Source organism: Panacagrimonas perspica (assembly GCF_004364935.1).
Classification (GTDB): domain Bacteria; phylum Pseudomonadota; class Gammaproteobacteria; order Nevskiales; family Nevskiaceae; genus Panacagrimonas; species Panacagrimonas perspica.
Genome location: NZ_SOBT01000008.1, coordinates 2,446,845 through 2,461,935 on the forward strand (window position 1 = coordinate 2,446,845; position 15,091 = coordinate 2,461,935).

The window sequence follows — 15,091 nt, forward strand, 5'->3', positions numbered from 1 at the left end:
ATCGACCCCATAACGACCTGCAATGTTTGTAGATCTATCTCGAACGTTCCATGAACTGGTCGCCGATGTCGACCCGTCCCCCGACGGAACTGGTGGGCTTAGTTCCAAGGGCCTGCCCATAACTTGGGACGAAATCTTCAAACGACCTAGGGTTGTGCTGTTATCCGAGGCAGGGTCCGGCAAAACGGAGGAGATTCGTCACGCCGCCAAGCGGCTACGGGCGTCCGGAAAATCAGCATTTTTTATGCGGTTGGAAGAAATATCTCGGTCTTTCGAGTTGTCGTTCGAAGAGGGCACCCTAGAAGACTTCGAGTCCTGGCTCCGCTCAGCCGACGAAGGATGGCTCCTCCTTGACTCAATTGATGAATCTCGCCTCCGAGATCCATCGGATTTTGAACGTGCGGTAAAGGTTTTGGGAAATAGGCTCAAAACTGCGATGCATCGCGTTCACATCGTGCTGACCGGCCGAATTTCAGCCTGGCGACCCGTTGCCGACCTCGCTCTGTGCGCGGGGCATTTCCCCGCGCCAAGCTCGCTTCGAGAGAACATTGAAACCGAGCCGACCGCGAACTCGTCGCAGTCACGTTCAATATCTCGCGAGGTCAAAGTGTCACCCTTCCTCGTCGTCGCGCTCGACGATCTATCCAGTGACCAAGTGCGGCTCTTCGCAGAGTCGAAAGGCGAGAGGGACGTCGATGCCTTCTTGGAAGAAATTACACGCGCCGACGCTTTTTCCTTCACAGCAAGGCCTTTGGATTTGGAGGACTTGCTCGGGTTCTGGACGGCGCACAGCCGCGTCGGAAGTCGCGTAGAGCTAGTGCGCAATAGCATTGAGACTCGACTCGTTGAGCGAGATCTCGACCGCGCAACCCACAGCGCCTTGTCGCCTCAAAAAATCATGGAAGGCGTCACACTTATTGCCGCCGCGTGCACGCTTTCGAACACCCAGATCATAGGCGTTCCCGAACCTGAGAGCGCCAAATCATTTCGGGGACTTCAGATTGACCGCGTTCTACCTGATTGGAGCACTAAGGAGATCTTGACGCTGCTCCAGCGTCCGATTTTCGATGAAGAGATCTACGGTGCTGTGCGGTTTCACCATCGAATGGTCCGCGAATACCTAACAGCCGAATGGTTTTCACTACTGCTCAAGCGTAATACGTCGCGACGCGCCATCGAGCAACTGTTTTTCCGGAACCAATATGGCATCGAAGTCGTTCCGCCTATGCTTCGCCCGGTTCTGCCCTGGCTAGCGATTCTTGATGCGGGAATTCAGCAGAAAGCGCGTGTGATAGACCCCACGCTACTTTTATCGGGTGGCGATCCGAGCTGCCTTCACATCGAAACTCGGCAGAAAATTCTAAGCGAAGCGGTGCTGCGAACATCAAATGGAGAAACGTATCCCACCGACTACGATCTCAACGCGATACAGCGTTTCGCCGCGCCAGACCTCTATCCCGAAATACGCGCGTTGATGGCGAGTACGTCAGACGATAACGCGCTCGTGTTTTTACTTCGGATGGTCTGGCAGGGACGACTAGTTGACGCGACCGAAGATGTAACCGCGGTAGCACTGAACGTCGACAGAAGTGCGGGAACTCGCGTCTACGCAATACGCGCATTGCGCGCCGTCAACGCAACGCGAGCCCTTTCAGAACTGAGATCTAAATTCGAAATTGAGTCGGCGAGCCTAAGCAGAGACATATTTGCCGCGTTGCTTGAATCAGCCCCCGATACCGACGATGTTCTGGACTGGATCCTACGTTGCACTGCGAAAGCCGATGAATATCAATCATTCAGCGCAGAATCATTGAAAGAATCCATATGCAATTACGCAAAGAAGGTGTCGGCCACACGCTTGCTCCGCTTTGCGGTAGCGCTCAACTCTTTCCTCGCGACACCGCTTCTAGATGTTGATACACACGACGATATATCTAAGCCACACGGATGGCTCCTTAAGCCGGCCGCCATTGCCTTGCATCGCCTGATTTCAAATGAAGGAACAGCAGAATTTCCTGATCACATCTTGACGCTCCTCAACAAGCTTCCGCTGGCACGTCAAGATAAAACGATCGGCTGGAGCGAGACTATCGATAGAGTAAAAGAAGCAGTTATTGCGAGGCCGGAACTTACATTTCCTCTATTTTGGAACGCCGTCAGAAAAGAGCGTCAAAGAGAAAAACAGCAAGGGAAATCTCTCGAAGATTTCTGGCCGGTAGTCGCGTGGCACACGTACATTCAGTTCCGTCCTGAGCAATTTGATGAGGCATTGAATGCGATTTACGCCGCGCCCGACGTTGACGACAAGAAAATTGCGCTGACGCTATCTTTTTCCCTTTACGTTAGAGGCGGAAGACAACGCAAGAATAGAACCGCGCTTACCAAAGCCGTTCGCGGATCTCCTGACCTGGAGATCATCCTTAGAAATCTGATGTCTCCTCCACGAATGTCGGCGACGTCACTGAGGCTGCGAAGGATGAATTCGCGATTTATGCGAGACGCGGATTCCCGACGCAAGAAGGAGGAGAAGGACAGAGAAGCAGCAAAGGCGTTCTTGCGGCTTCACTGTGAGGCTATTCGCAATCCGGGCTTCAAAGATCCTCGTGCGATGTCTAAGTCGCAACACTATCTTCTGCATCAGCTACGAGCCGACGACAAAAACAGCAGCGGTCTCTGGTGCAGCGGCAATTGGCTCGCGCTTGTAGAAGAATTCGGACTTGAGGTGGCGACCGCTTTTAGGGACGGTGCGATGTATTTCTGGCGGCGACACAAGCCACAGTTAAAGTCTGAAGGCGCGCCGGCTAATTCGACTCCGGAATCTACAATCTTCGGACTTACAGGATTGCAGATCGAAGCAAGCGAGGACGTTTCTGCGGTGGACCGATGGTCGGACCTAGAAGCAGACACCGCTTTTCGGTTTGCGATGCATGAGTTGAATGGATTCCCTCCGTGGTTCCGCTCACTTTACGAGCGTCACTACAGCACCGTACTCCCCGCTGTAATAAACGAAGTGCAATACGACCTGGAGACAAGCGTCGACCCGCATCCGAGTCATTACGTCGTAGACGACATCTTGTGGTCTGGCAGCTGGCTTTGGAACGACATAGCCGGTCCGCTGCTGGCGATTCTCCGAAACACGAGCGTTCGGAGCTTACAGACCCTTGAGTCCGCCTTGAGCATTGTGCAGGGTTCCGATATTTCGGACGATCAACTCGCTGAACTGGCGTCAATGAAAGCGACGGCGCTGGGTGGCGCCGCAGGACGCCCTCTTTGGTTTGCAGTATGGGCAGGCGTTCAACCCGTGTGTGCGATAGCGGAATTGAAGTCCACACTGGCGGGTCTATCTGCTTCGACCGAAGCCGCTGATTTCTTCACCGCCTTTCTCTGCCATCTAACGGGCGGAAGGTACGAGCGGCCGTCGCGAATCAGGGGCGCGTTCCGTCAACCAGCATGCCTGCGCACTCTATATCTGTTGGCCCACGCGTACATACCTTTATCCGGAGATATCGATCGTTCGAGAGGTGGCGCTTACACTCCGACCGCGAGAGACGAGGCGCGCCACGCGCGTGAGAACTTGTTGCAGATGCTCCGCCCAATCCGAGGGAAAGAATCGTTCCTCGCGTTGGATGAGATCTCACGGGCGCATCCAGATCTTAGCTACAGGTATTGGGTCCGAGCCATCGCGCGAGATAGAGCAGTGCAGGACTCAGACCTAACTGCTTGGTCGGAAAAACAAGTCTACGACTTTCACTGTGCACAGACTCGAACACCCGCCAATCATAGAGAGCTATTCGATTTAGCAACTCTTCGACTACACGATCTCAAGGATGATCTTGAAAATGGAGATAGCAGCAACGCTGCGCTGCTTGCGAATGCGAAGGACGAACCTGAGGTGCGAAAGTACGTCGGCAATCTTCTTCGGTTGACGTCTAACGGCCGATATAGCGTTACTCAAGAGGACGAGCTTGCCGACGGAAGGCGGCCGGATATCCGGTGGCACGGCGTTGGTTTTGACGCCCCTGTTCCCGTCGAGGTCAAACTCGCTCACAAATGGACCGGCCCCCAGTTATTCGAGCGTCTTGAGAATCAGCTCTGCGGCGATTATCTGAGGGACTACCACTCCGGCTGCGGTGTGTATCTACTGCTCGATTATCTGGGGCGCTGGGAACTACCCACAAGCAGGGGCGGCGGTACCGTCGACTTCAGGGGCTTACTCTCAGCGCTGCAAACGAGGTGGGAGGAACTTTCCGCGGGACTTCCTCACATCGAGGAGATAAAGATCATCGGTGTCGACTTATCACTGCGCTCGAAGTCGGGCACTCTTAAGCGAAAACGATCTCGCTCTGTATCGAATTTGACCCCTAACCGAAGCGCTTAACCTGCGCGCTGAGTAGCGGTGGGATCGGAAAAATTCGGCCATTTATTTTGGCAGGGGGCGACTCAGCGCGCCCGCGGCATTCGTTCCGGCGCCAGGGGTACCTTTTCCCTCCCCACCCCTTATATTCCCGCTTGCAGCGCTTCATTAATATTGCGGACGAGAGGGGTATTTATTCCCTCCCGCCCGGAATAGTTCACGCGGGAGTGCCGCCGTCGGTCCCGTAGATCGACCGCAGCCAGGTGGACACAGCGGCCTCGCCTTCGTCCGTCAGTCCTTCGGTGGGAAACAGGACCTCTGCAAGGCGGCTGACCCGCTTTGCACGGGAGTGGTCATTACCGCGTGTCGCGCTGTCGGCGGCCCTTGCCGCGCCCCACAGGAGTGTCACGGCGTCGCTGACCAAACCGACGAAGGCGCGCTGCGTAGCGCTGTCGACGGCCTTGCGGAGACGTCGATCCGACTCCATCTGGATGGACCACGCGGTGCTGTTGGCGATGTCCGCAGCTTTGGTGCGAGTGTCGATCTCCGCCTTCGCAGTCGTCAGCATGCTCGCGCGCTCTTCAGCGCTCTTGTGCGCGGTTTTGAATTTCTCGCCGATCTCCATCCAATCTGATCGAGAGACATCCGCCAGTGCCGACGCGGATGCATGCTCCAGCTCCGTGCACTCGCTCTTGGCCGCCTCCAATTGCTCGCCGAGTAGCCGCCTTCTCTCCAGGCATGCGTCGAAGTGCACTTTCGCCCGTCGAGCAGCTTCCCGATCGGCGAGCGCGACCGCTTTTGCTTCGCGCACTTCCGGGTCTGCGTCCACCTCTTTACCCATCCGCTCGGCCGTCGTCACCTTCGCTGCGCTATCTGCCTTTGCCGACGATACTGCCTTTGCCACGTCATCAGTCTTCATTTCAATCTCCTCGCGGGTCCATTGGAGTCCGCATCTGCCCGCGCATCAGATACAGACAAAAAAAGAAAACAGGCATCAATGACGCTATGACGGGATATGACGGACTTTCTGAAAAGTCCTCTAAGAGAGCTTCAATGGGCAGCTTTTCATTTCAGCCGTCATATCCCGTCATGGCGTCATACGAAGCCGAGTGAAAGCCCTAGCCAACCGCGCTCGCCAGTAGTGCGCGTCGCCTTTATCTGCCTGGAGGTAAGACCGTCAGCGAAGCGCGGCCGAGATACGTAGCCATCGCCTGACGTGACGCGCCAAGAGTCAAAGGCCTCGTACAGAGCAGCGCTACTGATATATGCGGCCGGATCCAGCACGCACATTTCGGAGATGAAGCGCCCGATCGGGTCCGATTCATCCCGGTAATCCTTCGTGGCGTCTCTGACGGTCTCCGGCACTCGCAAGCCGTCCCGGAGATATTCCGCCGCGCCACGGATAGCCCATGCCAGAATTCCGGGGTACTCGGCGCGTAGCTTTTCCCTCAAGGCGAAGTCCCGTTCCTCTTCGGGAATGCGTTCGGCGAACGGCACTAGGCAGATTCGCCGCCAGATTCCTTCGTCGTTGCCCCGGATTCGCGGCCGATGATTCGTAAGAAGCACCAATGTGTGCGACGGCTCATAGGTGAAGAAGTCACCGTAGAGTCGCCGCGCCTTGATCGAGTCGCCGCCAGTCAAAAGCTTTGCGCGGGTCTCTTCGAGATATCCGCCTTGCCCCGATTCGGATGCGAATACGAGACGTCTACCGAATAGATCAGCCATCTCAGCCGGATGCGCCTCGTTCTTGCGCTGCATAAGCATCCCTGGCGCGGCGGGCGCGGCGTAGTCGCCCATCACGTCGGCGAGCACCTCAAATACCGTTGACTTGCCATTGCCGCCCGGCCCGTACGCAACGAAGAGCTTCTGTTCACGCGTATGTCCTGAGATGGCGTAGCCGGCCAACCGTCCGAAGAACTCGAAGAACTCCGGGTTGCTCCGAAAGATCCTGCGCAACGTCGCCTCCCAAATAGGGCACGTCGCAGCAGGATCGAATGCAACGGCCGTACGGCGCGTTATGAGATCGGAGCGCATTACCGGCCTGCGGGAGCCCGTCCGAAGATCCACCGCGCCTCCAGGCGTCCCGAGTAACTCAGGATCTCGATCAAGTCGATCGGCTTTTACCGAGATGCGGTAGCGCAAGCCGTCAAGAGCCTCGCGCATTCGCACTGCCATCTCCGAGTTGCGGCTCCATCTCGCGAGGCTTTCGGCTCGCTCCATCAGGCTCGCGCGTCGATCTTTGTCCTCTGTTTCGCTCGCCTCTTTCGCCGCCTGTTCAGCCTCTCGCAACACTAGTCGCCCGATGCCCGACGCGATGCACCTAACGGTGGCAGGATCGTGTCGCCATCCATTGGCGTCTTCGTCGAAGACGTAGTCGCCAATCCCCTCGACGTGAACAAAATTCGGCCCGAACGATCGGAAGAGTCTCTCGGAATTTGCGTGGTCGCTCGTTAGAGATGCCGGAACGGGCTCATCCCGTGCCGGCGGCCAATCCAGCCCTAATCCGGTCGGCGTCTTGCTTCTCGGCAGCGCACCGGACTGGATCCTCACAACCGCGCTCTCGTATGCACGGATCGCTTCCGGCAGAACATCTCGCGACCATCGCCCGCGCTCGGACTCCGCTTCGATTGTCGCGACGCCGCTACTCGGGTCTGCCCCGGTCGCCACGATCGTTTGCGCGAGGCGGAACGAGAAGGTCACCGCGTCTTCATGGCGCCCTACGTCGATGACGACAGGCTCCGTAGGTGCCACGGGAGCCCGCGCTAGTCGACTTACAACGTCGGTCTGAGGGAACGAAGGCTCAAATGCGGCGACCAGCTCGTCGATGCTGCATTCAGCACCAATGTCGTCCGTCACTTCTCGGATGCGGACCGCGAACGGCGTGCCCTTGCGATGATTGAAGCCCGGAAGCCTCATCACTCGAACAAGATCGTTGACGCTCTCGTCACCCCCTAGGCGCGCGGCGATGGCCTTTTGTAGCGGCTTGAACTGACCAAGCTCGACGCCGCAGGCATGCCAGTACAGATGCGCCTTGCCGGGTGACGAGTCGACGACGCAGTGAGGTTCAATCTTCGAGCGCGACAGCGCGTCTGTTAGCGGCGTCCCGTCGAGGTCCGCGAAGACACAGCGCACCGCGCGGACGTTCTCGTTCGATCGCTTACCCGACAGCGTCGTTTCGTTGACAGTGACGAAGATTCCCGCCCCACAGGCATTCAGCGCGGTCAGTTCGCCCGCGTTCTGCTCGAGCGTTCCGTGGAGCACGCGAGCCAGCTCTGGCCGCTTTGCTTCTGAGTCGTCGAAGACCTGGAAAGTGAACCGGTCCTCGAACGGATCGAGCCAGGTGAGAAAGCGTCGGGCTTCGCTGATGTCGATCGCTGGGGCGCTGGCGACTGAAGATCCGTCCGCCATCTCAGTTCATCCCGCCAGCGCGCGGGTTGAGCGCGCGCAACATGCCGAGAAGAAAGTCGACGTCGAACTCCTCGACTCGAATTGAAGACGACCAGGTGCAGACGTGGACACCGTCAACGAGCTTTACGTCAGGTACCGGGATGCCCTCGAACAGCAAGAGCACGCCGGGATTCGGGACCTTTGCCTCTCGGACACTTGTTGCCCACGCTGCCGTGGAGTGCACGCAGTAGATTTCCCTTGCCCCGTTAGCGATGACCGTGGGCAGCAGAACCTCGATCGGGACCTTGCTGACCTGTCCGTCTTCGAGGGACAAACCTCTTTCGATGAGCATTCGGTCGCCTCAGCGCTGAGGTGCGTCGATGCCGCTTGTGTCGAGCGTCGCGATAGAGCAGCGCTGCGGCTTCTCCCATCCGATCCGCCAACCTTTGGCGGTGGCCTCGAATCGACATGGACCAGGCGTCGGCCCGAACAAAACGATGCAGCTCGCAGGCAATTCAGCGCCCCACGCGAATCCCCGCTCTGCACGGCGTGCCGCGCGGTTCGCGTCTCTGGGACGACATGCCGGCAGGACAACGAAAACTTTTTTCCCGCTGCGTCGCTGGTCGGCGAATTCGATTGCTTGTTGTTCACTGGTGCCCACCAGCGTTCGCGGGCGTTCACCTTTCGCGAGCACAAGAAGCTGCGGTAGCCAAAGATCGGGTTCAATAGGAACGGGGTGCCCTTGCACGGGCCGTTTGGCATTGCTAGTTTTCAATCTCGATGCTCCAAAGTGGTAGAGAAAGCGGTGCGATGCGGTGGCAGATAACGCCGCATCAAAAAAAAACCCCGTCGGGTCCACCCATCCCGGCGGGGTTTTTCTTTGGGCGCTATCCGCATTGCGCTGATACCAGCCTGTCGATATAGCGATGGACCGCGTCTTCGAGCACAAAGCTACGGCGCCCCTGCTTGATCAGCGGACCAAGTTCTCCTGCGCGCAGCAGGCGGTAGATGGTCGTCATCGACGTGGTTCCGACACTTTCGCGGACCTTTTGAATCGGTACGAGCCTTCGCGACTTGACCTCGGTCTCAGACTTTGCGACGGCAGCGGCGGTGTTCGTCATGGGCTTCTCGGGTTTGTCAGTGAATACACCCATACCCTGCTGCACTTTCGGAAAATAATGCAAGCTCACTTATCCAACTTTAATTAACGAACAGTCTCGGTTTATCCGTTAATTAATTGTTCGTGCACTCCACTATTTCTTCGCGGATAGTTGGTTCCACCGCACACGGACGAGCACCGAAATGAGCACCCCCAATGAAGTCGAGCTGCTGATACGAGCGAAGAACGAGGCCAGCAAAACCCTCAAGGGTCTTGCCGGCGAACTCGACGCGCTCGTCGAATCGCAGAAGGCGTTGGCGTCGTCGAGCGAACTTGCGCAGAAGTCGCAGAAGGAACTGGCTGATCAAGCGCGTGAACTGCTCAAGATCACCGACGACCTGAACAAACTTCAGGGGAAGATCGACGGCTACAAAAAGCAGCAGACGGCTGTCGACGATCTCAACCAGAGGTTGTCGACTCTCGTGGAAAGACAGGCCAAGGCGAAGGCCGAGATCGAGGCGACCGAGAAACCGACCAAGAAGCTGCAGACCGAGTACGCCAAGCTCGGTCGCGACATCGAGCGTACGCAGGCGTCCATCAGCAAGGGCGGCGAGAAGCTGACCCAGCTTGGCGTTGCGCTCGAGCAGGTCGGGTTGTCGGCCAAGGATCTGGCGGACAGCGAGGCGCGCATCGCTGCGCAGCAGGCACGCGTGTCTGCCGCCATCGATACCACTCGCGAAGCCGCTGGCCGACTGGTCGACGCGCAGCGCGAGGTTGTCGAGGTTGAGGCCAAGCGCCTAGCCGGGTCGAAGGAGGTCGCGGCCGAGATCAAGCGCCGAGCGGCTGACGAGGAAGCCGCCATCAAGCGGCGCATCATCGCGCAGGAGCGCTATAACGCCATCGCCGGCTTCGATGCTGGCGGCAAGCAGGGCAACGCTCGCGCATCAGCGGACGCCTTCGTCGCGCAGTTCAACCGCGACGATCAGGCTGCGCTCACCGCCGAGATCAAACGGCGGGCGGCTGTCGAGGAGGACGCAGCGCGCAAGCAGATCGAGCGGCAGCGTGCGCTCACCGACGAGGCCGATCGGCGCCGTCAGAAGCTCGCCGAGTCGGTGACGGTCTTCCGGGCGCTGATCGAGAACGAAGACCGCGAAGCGGCCCTGGCCGAAGCCACGAGTCGCCGCCAGGCTGAAAAGACGGAAGTCCTGCGCCGGCAGGTCGAGATCCAGCAGCGCATCACCGCGCAGGCCGAGCGCCAAGCGCGACTCCAGCAGGCGGTCGAGACCTTCTCGAAGGGATCGGCGAACCAGTTCGACACGCCGACCGAGAAGGCCGAGCGGCTGGCACGCGCGCAGAAGCTGCGAGCCGAGGCGGACCTGCGCGTCATCGAGATCAATCGCCGGGCCGACGAGATCGAACGCCGGCTCAACGAAACCCGCAAGCAGTCCGCGGGCGCGATCGACAAGGCGACAGGCGCGCAGCGCCGGCAGAACGAGGCACTGCAGAACGGCTTCGAGCTGCAACGCTCGGCCCTGAGCCTGTACCAGCGCGTGCGCGGTCAGTTGCTCGCCCTGGCTGGCGCGTACGTCGGTGTGTTCGGCGCGATCAACCTCGTGCAGAAGTCGATCGAGGACGTGAACACGAAGGCCGGCGTGCAGAACCGCCTGCTCGTCGTCACGGGCAACGACGCGGCCGCGGCGGCCAAGGAATACGAGTACCTGCGCAAAGAGTCTGAGCGCCTGGGTACCAATTTCGTGTCGCTGGCGAACGGCTACTCGAAATTCGCCATCGCCGCCAAGGGCGCGAACGTCAGCGCCGAGGAGACGCGCTACATCTTCGAGGCGTTCGCCGAGACCTCGAAAGTCTTCCGCCTGAACACCGATGAGACGGCCGGCGTGTTCCGTGCGCTCGAGCAGATCCTGTCGAAGTCCAAGGTCCAGGCCGAAGAACTCCGCGGCCAGCTCGGCGATCGTCTCAGCGGCGCGTTCAACGTGCTCGCGACGGCGATCGGCAAGACGCCGGCCGAGCTGGACAAGCTGCTGGAGAGCGGCAAGGTCTCGTCCGACTTCCTGCTGCTGTTCGCACGCGAGTACAAGAACATCGTTGCCGACCAGCTCCCGGCGGCGACCAAGACGCTCGACTCGAATATCCAGCGCCTCGGCAACGGTCTGTTCGACCTGCGCGTCGCGTTCCTCGAAGGTCCGTTCCGCGAGGAACTGGAGAAGCTGATCGCTCGCTTCACCGCGTTCGTGAAGAGCGACGACGGTCGCACCTTCGCGCGCAACCTCAGCTCGGCTTTCGCGGCCGCCGGCAAGGCGCTGTTGTTCCTGGCCGACAACGCCAAGACGGTCGGCATCACGCTGGGCATCGTGTTCGGCGCCAAGGCGCTGTCCGGCGTCATCACCTTCGTCCAGGCCATCGCAGCCGCGGGTGGCGGCATCGCGGTTCTGTCCAAGGCGCTTGGCGTCGGCGGGCTCGTCACGGCCGTCCGCGGTGCCGGCGTGGCGCTGGCGGCGCTCCTGAGCGGGCCGCTGGGCATCCTGATCGGCCTGGCGGCGACGGGCATCGTCATCGCGATCAAGTTCAAGTTCGACCGCGACGCCAAGGAGCAGGCGCAGAAGCAGCTCGACGAGGCGATCACCGGCAGCTTGAGCCTGGTCGAGACCCTGTCGTCTGCCAAGACCAAGGAAGTGCTTGACCCGGCGATCGAGGAGGCACAGAAGGCGCGAGACGCGCTGGCGCTCACCCTGGCCGACCTGGACCGGAAGATCGCGGCCAGTGAGAAGTCGCTGGCGTCGCAGCGGGCTCGCGGTGAGGGCGGGACGATGATCGCCCGCGACCAGGCCGCGGCACTGCCTGCGCTTCAGGACAACGCGGCCGACCTCCGTACGCAGATCGCCGCGCTCGACAAGTCGATCACCGACGCTCAGGCCAAGGCGGCGAAGCTGCCGGGCGTGGCCGAGGATGGCGTCAACGCGGCACTAGCGGGCAGCAACGCGCTGAAGAACGGGCTGGAGGCGCAGTTCAAGGCGCTCGAAGAAGCTGCGGACGCGCTGAAGATCCCCGACAAGGATGCAGACAAGGCGGCCAAGAAAGCGGCGGCAGCGGCGAAGGCCCTGGCCGCCCTGCAGCTACGCCTGAAGGAACAGTTCGCCGAGCAGGCCGCCGGCATCGGTAAGGACATCGCCGAGGCTGAAGAGAAGTCGTTCGAGCGCACCACGGCGCTGATCGATGCCGCGTCGGACGAGAAGATTCGCGAGCTGAACGTGCTGCGCGATGCGCTCGTGAAGGCGAAGCTGCCCGAGTTCTCTGCGCAGATCGACGCGCTGATCGGCAAGGTCAACGAGGCGCGCAACCGCGCCAAGCAGACCGCGGCGAACGACTTCAACGAGAAGGATCTCGTCGCGGCCGAGCGCGAGGTGAACCGGCTACTGGAGCGACGTCGGGCGCTGGTCCGGTCCATTGCGGACGCGAACGGCGCTGGGCTGAAGGTCTCGACCGAGACGCTCGACCAGTTGCGTGCGCAGCTTGCGACGCTAGACCCTCAGATCGACGCCTCTATCGAGAAGGCGCTGGCCTTGGCCGAGTCCATCGGGGGCGAGGAGGGCGCGGAAACGAAGCAGCGGGTCATCGAGATCCGGACGGAGGTCGAGCACCTGCGCGAGGAGCTGCTGAACGCGGCGGGACAGAACCTGGCGGACCGCCTGCTCGCCGGCTTCCGCACCGTGGCCGAGTCGATCGGCGGCCTGCTGCGGGGCGTTCGATCGTTCGGCGATGTCTTCCGGTCGGTCGGTGCAGCCGCGAAACAGTTCTTCAGCCAATTGCTGATCGACATCGGCCTAGCGATCGCTCGGGCGACGCTCCTGCAGCTCGCTCTCGCCACCCTGCGGGCGACCGGCGCGGCTGCGGGCGACGGCAGCACGCTCGGCAGCATCATCAGCATCATCGGGAAGCTGCATAGCGGCGGCCCCGCCGGCAGCGGTACGCCCACGCTCGTCGATCCGCGGTGGTTCAAGAACGCGACCCGGTATCACAACGGTGGCGTCGTGGGGCTGCGCGCAGACGAAGTGCCGGCCGTGCTGCAGAAAGACGAGTACGTCATGTCCAAGGGCGACCCGCGCAACCCGCTAAACGGCGGCTCGAGCGGATCGCCGCAGAACATTCAGGTCGCGAACTACATCGACAGCGAGTCGGTAACGCAGGCGGGCTTGGCAGCGCCGTCTGGCACGAAGGCGATCCTCAACATCGTCCGGGCGAATCGCAGCGCGTTCAAGCAAGTGCTCGCGTGAGCTACACCGTCGACACTGAGGCGCCAGCACGCGGATTTGCGCAGTTGGCCCGGGTCGACAGCACTTTCAGGAGCGAGACGAAAATATTTTGGAAGGAACGGCCGCACCTCATTTCAGAATTGAGGGTTAACTCGCGGGAAGGCGGCCGTAAAAATAGAAAACCCCTGCTTAAACAGGGGCGTCTATTTCAAAATGGCGGAGAGAGCGGGAAACGTGAAATGCCGCATCGGCAATCGACGAAATCCAGCGTAACTCCTTGAATCCATTGTTGTCGCTACTGAGGCCGCCGATTGGGGCCTGTCGGAAGAATGGAGTGATCCGATGGCAACTGTCAACGAGGATTGATGCGGATGAAAATTGGTCAAAAGTTCGAGACGCCAAAACGATAAGCACGACCGCGGCGTTCCCCCCTCTACCCCTGGGCTACCGGCGGCCGAAAACACCTGACAGGGTGGGTTCACGACAACTGCATCCAAGCGGATAATGGCCTGCCTGCGAGCGGTACCGGGGTTGGAAGCCGGCCCGTACTCGCAGTGACCTTCGTTCGCCTATCCAGATCGGGGATGGAAGCCGACCTGGGCCTTGCCGGGCCACGAGTGAAGGTATCGACAGGACTTCTCGATTCCGCGCCCCCTCTTAGAAGGGGGCTTCTGTTTGGTGCAGCTCCTCTTGAACTGTGTCTGATGCCGGCTTCGGCGGATTCGCCTTCGCCAGTGCCGTCAGCTTCGCCAGCGTTCCACCCAAGTCGTACTTCACCGGCTCGCGCCGCGTGGCGTTGATGCGCCGGATCAGCCCTAGCCCCTCCAGCGACCTGACGTGCCGTTGAACGGTGCGGGGACTTGCCCCTGTTCGCTTCGCGATGGTCTCCGGCCGGACGAACGGCCGCTCGTCCCCGCGCCACCACGCCATCAGAAGGTGCTGCAAGGTAACCAGCTCACCATCGGTGAGTCCGATCCGACCTTGGTGCATCAGGAGCATGTTGGGGATCGCCACGAAACCAGGATTTATCGCCACTCCCCATTTTTCGGAAAGTTTCTTTTCGCTAAGTTCCGCAACTTTCGTTACTTGCTCCATGTGAAAAATCGTATATCGGGTAGACACTATGTGTCTATTAAGGGTGACAGTTTTGACGGTAATTCGCACCGAGGTATAAGATGGACTATCGGACGTAGCGCCGTCCTATACCTCAAGGTCTGCCCCCATGAAGCTCGTCGCCTACCTCCGCGTCTCCACCCAGCAGCAGGGCCGCAGTGGCCTGGGTCTGGACGCTCAGCGGGCAGCCGTGGAGGGCTTCGCGGCCCAGCGGGGCGCAGTGGTCGCCCATTGGTTCACCGAGGTGGAGTCCGGGAAGAACAACGGGCGCCCGGAGTTAGCCAAGGCGCTGCACCTCGCCAAGGTCACGGGTGCCACGCTAGTCATCGCCAAGCTCGACCGGCTCTCGCGCAATGCGGCCTTCCTGCTCACCCTTCGGGACAGTGGTGTCCGCTTCATCGCCACAGACCTGCCGGACGCCAACGAGTTGACCGTCGGCATCATGGCCCTCGTGGCCCAGCAGGAACGCGAGGCCATCTCGAAGCGCACCAAGGAGGCCCTCCAGGCCGCAAAGTCCCGCGGGCGTACCCTGGGCAACCCCTACGGCGCCAATGCGCTTCGCCGAGCCGCCAAGGGAAACGGGGCGAGCCTGGATGCGATCCGCAGCAAGGCCGACGCTCACGCGCGGGACCTCAAGCCAGTGATCGAAGCACTCGCTACCGAGGGCATCACCAGCCTGGGCAGCGTGGCGGCAGCCTTGAACGAACGCGGGATGCTGACGCCCCGCGGCGGACGCTGGCACAAGACCTCCGTGCGTAACCTCGTGATCCGCCTGCAATCTGCGGCGTGACTTGGCCGCACCCGATCACCAATACTCACGGTAAAACCTGGACCTGGGCGCAATCAGGTCCTTATCAGAACCGTAGGGGA

9 protein-coding genes are annotated in these 15,091 nt (G+C 60.4%); 3 read left to right on the forward strand and 6 right to left on the reverse strand.

All coding sequences use genetic code 11. The annotated features are described in order from the left end of the window. Positions 1 to 22 precede the first annotated feature (22 nt). A complete protein-coding gene (locus tag DFR24_RS11050; RefSeq protein ID WP_133881312.1) occupies positions 23 to 4,378 on the forward strand; it encodes an NACHT domain-containing protein in 4,356 nt (1,451 codons plus the stop codon). Positions 4,379 to 4,571: 193 nt separating this feature from the next. On the opposite strand, the gene DFR24_RS11055 is transcribed toward DFR24_RS11050, so the two are convergent. The 5 genes from DFR24_RS11055 to DFR24_RS11075 all read right to left on the reverse strand — a co-directional run bounded on the left by DFR24_RS11055 (position 4,572) and on the right by DFR24_RS11075 (position 8,862). Next, positions 4,572 to 5,273, reverse strand: coding sequence for a hypothetical protein (locus DFR24_RS11055; RefSeq protein WP_133881313.1), 702 nt, complete (start codon positions 5,271 to 5,273; stop codon positions 4,572 to 4,574). A gap of 176 nt (positions 5,274 to 5,449) precedes the next feature. Next, on the reverse strand, positions 5,450 to 7,762 hold the full coding sequence (locus DFR24_RS11060) for a phage/plasmid primase, P4 family (protein WP_133881314.1): 2,313 nt from the start codon (positions 7,760 to 7,762) through the stop codon (positions 5,450 to 5,452). A 1-nt stretch (position 7,763) separates the two neighbouring features. Continuing rightward, on the reverse strand, positions 7,764 to 8,093 hold the full coding sequence (locus DFR24_RS11065; protein ID WP_133881315.1) for a hypothetical protein: 330 nt from the start codon (positions 8,091 to 8,093) through the stop codon (positions 7,764 to 7,766). Positions 8,094 to 8,102: 9 nt separating this feature from the next. Further along, positions 8,103 to 8,516: a hypothetical protein gene (locus DFR24_RS11070; protein ID WP_133881316.1), complete on the reverse strand. Its 414-nt coding sequence runs from the start codon at positions 8,514 to 8,516 to the stop codon at positions 8,103 to 8,105. 112 nt (positions 8,517 to 8,628) lie between these two features. Then, positions 8,629 to 8,862, reverse strand: coding sequence for a DNA-binding protein (locus DFR24_RS11075; RefSeq protein ID WP_133881317.1), 234 nt, complete (start codon positions 8,860 to 8,862; stop codon positions 8,629 to 8,631). Positions 8,863 to 9,043: 181 nt separating this feature from the next. Here DFR24_RS11075 and DFR24_RS11080 point away from each other — a divergent pair, with 181 nt between their 5' ends. After that, positions 9,044 to 13,129 carry a tape measure protein gene (locus DFR24_RS11080; protein WP_133881318.1) on the forward strand — a complete coding sequence of 1,362 codons (4,086 nt, stop codon included), beginning with the start codon at positions 9,044 to 9,046 and terminating at the stop codon, positions 13,127 to 13,129. Positions 13,130 to 13,765: 636 nt separating this feature from the next. On the opposite strand, the gene DFR24_RS11085 is transcribed toward DFR24_RS11080, so the two are convergent. Then, complete coding sequence (locus DFR24_RS11085; protein ID WP_133881319.1) at positions 13,766 to 14,203, reverse strand: helix-turn-helix domain-containing protein; 438 nt, start codon at positions 14,201 to 14,203, stop codon at positions 13,766 to 13,768. Positions 14,204 to 14,330: 127 nt separating this feature from the next. Between DFR24_RS11085 and DFR24_RS11090 the strand changes: the two genes are divergently transcribed. Further along, positions 14,331 to 15,011, forward strand: coding sequence for a recombinase family protein (locus tag DFR24_RS11090; RefSeq protein ID WP_133881320.1), 681 nt, complete (start codon positions 14,331 to 14,333; stop codon positions 15,009 to 15,011). Positions 15,012 to 15,091 lie beyond the last annotated feature (80 nt).